This is a genomic window from Ruegeria sp. PrR005, from assembly GCF_010500245.1.
Taxonomy (GTDB): domain Bacteria; phylum Pseudomonadota; class Alphaproteobacteria; order Rhodobacterales; family Rhodobacteraceae; genus Ruegeria_B; species Ruegeria_B marisflavi.
Genome location: NZ_JAAGOX010000035.1, coordinates 1 through 3,780 on the forward strand (window position 1 = coordinate 1; position 3,780 = coordinate 3,780).

3 protein-coding genes are annotated in these 3,780 nt (G+C 66.6%); all 3 read left to right on the forward strand.

The genetic code is table 11. The features are described 5' to 3' along the window. On the forward strand, positions 1 to 474 hold a 474-nt coding region (locus tag G0P99_RS17205; protein WP_164131722.1), incomplete at its 5' end, for a (2Fe-2S)-binding protein. A gap of 51 nt (positions 475 to 525) precedes the next feature. Beyond that, positions 526 to 2,892 carry a xanthine dehydrogenase family protein molybdopterin-binding subunit gene (locus G0P99_RS17210; RefSeq protein ID WP_164131723.1) on the forward strand — a complete coding sequence of 789 codons (2,367 nt, stop codon included), beginning with the start codon at positions 526 to 528 and terminating at the stop codon, positions 2,890 to 2,892. Positions 2,893 to 2,984: 92 nt separating this feature from the next. After that, the gene (locus G0P99_RS17215; protein ID WP_164131724.1) at positions 2,985 to 3,776 is read left to right on the forward strand and encodes a xanthine dehydrogenase family protein subunit M; all 792 of its coding nucleotides are present in this window, start codon (positions 2,985 to 2,987) and stop codon (positions 3,774 to 3,776) included. Positions 3,777 to 3,780: the final 4 nt, after the last annotated feature.

The following is a 3,780-nucleotide window of genomic DNA, read 5'->3' on the forward strand; positions in this document are numbered from 1 at the left end:
TCGATGACTGTGAACGGTCGTGCTGTTGTAGGTACGGTTGAGGGTCGTGAGTTGTTGAGTGGATTTTTGCGGGATCATCTGTCGTTGACGGGGACGCATGTTGGGTGTGACACGGGTCAGTGCGGGGCCTGTGTCGTGCATGTTGACGGTGTTGCGGTGAAGTCGTGCAACATGCTGGCGGCGGAGGCGGATGGCTGTTCGGTCGCGACGATCGAGGGGCAGGCGGCGCCGGACGGGACGCTGAACGCGTTGCAGCAGGCGTTCCAGGATCATCACGGGCTTCAGTGCGGGTTCTGCACGCCGGGCATGGTGATGTCTGCGGCGGCGCTGCTCAAGGAGAACCCCCGGCCCAGCGAGACCGAGGTGCGGGCGCATCTGGAGGGGAACCTGTGCCGCTGCACCGGTTACCACAACATCGTCAAGGCGATCATGGCGGCGTCCGGTCAGGACGTGAGCGGGATCGCGGCTGAATGAGGCGGCGCGGGGATTTCCGCGGACCATTCTGATATCTGGAGGAGACGAGACATGCCCAAAGACAGTGGCATCGGAGCCAGCAGCAAGCGGCGCGAGGACGTGCGCTTTCTGACCGGCGCCGGCAATTACACCGACGACATCAACATTCACGGCCAGGCTTACGTGCATTTTCTGCGTTCGGACATGGCGCATGGGCGGATCGTGTCGCTGGACACATCTGCCGCGGCAGCAATGCCCGGCGTGGTGCGCATCTTTACCGGCGCCGATTTCGAGGGCGTGGGCGGTCTGCCCTGCGGCTGGCAGGTGACCGACAGGCATGGCCAACCCATGGCCGAGCCGGGGCATCCGGTGCTGGCCCAGGGCAAGGTGCGCCATGTGGGCGATCCGATCGCGGCGGTTGTGGCCGAGACGGCGGCCCAGGCGCGCGACGCGGCCGAGGCGATCGGGGTCGAGATCGAGGACCTGCCGGCGGTGATCGACATGAAGGCGGCGCTGGCCGAGGGCGCGGCGAAGGTGCATGACGATCTGCCGTCGAACCTCTGCTACGACTGGGGGTTTGTCGAGGAGAACAAGGGCGCGGTGGACGCGGCCTTTGACAAGGCGGCGCATGTGACGACGCTGGAGCTGGTCAACAACCGGCTGGTGGCCAACCCGATGGAACCGCGGGTGGCGATTGGCGATTATGCCCGGGCGACGGGGGAGTCGACGCTCTACACCACCAGCCAGAACCCGCATGTGATCCGCCTGCTGATGGGCGCCTTCGTGCTGGGCATCCCCGAGCACAAGCTCAGGGTGGTGGCGCCCGATGTGGGGGGCGGCTTCGGCTCGAAGATCTTCCACTATGCCGAGGAGGCGTTCTGCACCTTTGCGGCCAAGGCGATCAACCGGCCGGTCAAATGGACCTCGTCGCGGTCCGAGGCCTTCATGTCGGACGCGCATGGGCGCGACCATGTGACGAAGATCGAGCTGGCGCTGGACGAGAACAACAACTTCACCGCGATCCGGACCGAGACGCTGGCCAATATGGGGGCGTACCTGTCGACCTTCGCGCCAAGCGTGCCGACCTGGCTGCATGGCACGCTGATGGCGGGGAACTACAAGACGCCGCTGATCTATGTGAACGTCAAGGCAGTGTTCACCAACACGGTGCCGGTCGATGCCTATCGCGGCGCCGGGCGGCCCGAGGCGACCTATCAGCTGGAGCGCGTCATCGACAAGGCGGCGCGCGAGCTGGGGGTCGACCCGATCGCGCTGAGGCGGCAGAACTTCGTGACCGAGTTCCCCTATCAGACGCCGGTTGCGGTGGTCTATGACACCGGCGATTACAACGCCACGATGGACAAGCTGGAAGAGATCGCCGACATCGCGGGCTTTGCCGCGCGGCGGGCGGCCTCCGAGGCGCGCGGCAAGCTGCGCGGTCTGGGCGTGAACTGCTATATCGAGGCCTGCGGCATCGCGCCGTCGAACCTGGTGGGCCAGCTGGGCGCGCGGGCGGGTCTTTACGACGCGGCGACGGTGCGGGTGAACGCGACCGGCTCGATCTCGGTGATGGTGGGGGCGCATAGCCACGGCCAGGGCCACGAGACGGCGTTTCCGCAGGTGGTGGCCGAGATGCTGGGGATCGACGAGAGCATGATCGAGATCGTGCATGGCGATTCCAGCAAGATCCCGTTCGGCATGGGCACCTATGGTTCGCGCAGCCTGGCGGTCTGCGGCTCGGCCATGGTGCGGGCGACCGAGAAGATCATCAACAAGGCCAAAAAGATCGCGGCGCATCTGATGGAGGCCAGCGAGGCCGATATCGAACTGAAGGGCGGCCAGTTCACGGTTGCGGGCACGGATAAATCCGTGGCCTGGGGCGACGTGACGCTGGCGGCTTATGTGCCGCACAACTACCCGCTGGAGGATATCGAACCGGGGCTGGAGGAGACGGCGTTCTACGACCCGTCGAACTTCACCTATCCGGCCGGGGCCTATGCCTGCGAGGTCGAGGTGGACCCCGAGACCGGCAAGGTGACGGTGGAGCGGTTCAGCGCGGCGGACGATTTTGGCAATATCGTCAACCCGATGATCGTGTCGGGGCAGGTGCATGGGGGCCTGGGCCAGGGGATCGGCCAGGCGCTGCTGGAAAACTGCGCCTATGATCCGGAGACCGGGCAGCTCTTGAGCGCATCCTACATGGATTACGCGATGCCGCGCGCCGACGATGTGCCGTTTTACGCGGTGGATCATTCCTGCGCCACGCCCTGCACCCACAACCCGCTGGGGGTGAAGGGCTGCGGCGAGGCCGGCGCCATCGGCAGCCCGCCTTCGGTGGTGAACGCGGTGATCGACGCGCTGCGGTCGGGCGGCAAGGATGTCGCGCATATCGACATGCCGATGAGCCCGTCGCGGGTCTGGGCGGCGATGAACGGCTGAGACGGCCGGGGGGCGCTGCCCCCCGGACCCCCCGGGATATTTTCAGCAAGAGGAAAGGGCAGGGACCCGGAGCCTCTTGGAGGAGGAGCGAGATGTATAATTTCGAGTTTGAGCGGCCCGGCAGCGTGGCCGAGGCGGTTGCGGCGCTGGCATCGGAAGGGGCGCAGGCGCTGGGAGGCGGGCAAACCCTGATCCCGACGCTGAAGCAGCGGCTGGCGGCGCCGGAGAAGCTGGTGTCGCTGGGCGGCATCGCCGAGATGAAGGGTGTCTGCGTCAATGACGACGGTTCGGTCTCGGTGGGCGGCGGCACGTCGCATGCCGAGGTGGCGCGGGCGGCGGCGGCGTCCTATCCGGCGCTGGCGGCGCTGGCGGGGGGCATCGGCGATCCGGCGGTGCGCAACCGCGGCACCATCGGCGGCAGCCTGGCCAATAACGACCCCTCGGCCTGTTACCCGGCGGCGGCGCTGGGATCGGGGGCGGTGATCGTGACCGACCGGCGCGAGATCGCGGCGGACGACTATTTCCAGGGCCTGTTCACCACCGCGCTGGAGGAGGGCGAGATCATCACCGGCGTGCGTTTCCCGGTGCCCGAAGCGGCGAATTACCAGAAGTTCGTGCAACCCGCCTCGCGCTTTGCGCTGGTGGGCGTGTTTGTGGCGAAATACGCAGGCGGCGTGCGCGTGGCGGTCACCGGCGCCTCCGAGGACGGGGTGTTCCGCTGGACCGAGGCCGAGGCGGCGCTGAACCATAGCTTCAAGCCCGAGGCGCTGATGGACCTCAGCATCGACCCCGACGGCATGATCGCAGACCTGCACGGCTCAAAACCATACCGCGCACACCTCGTCAACGTCATGACAAAACGCGCCGTAATAGCGGCGGCGTAAAGCG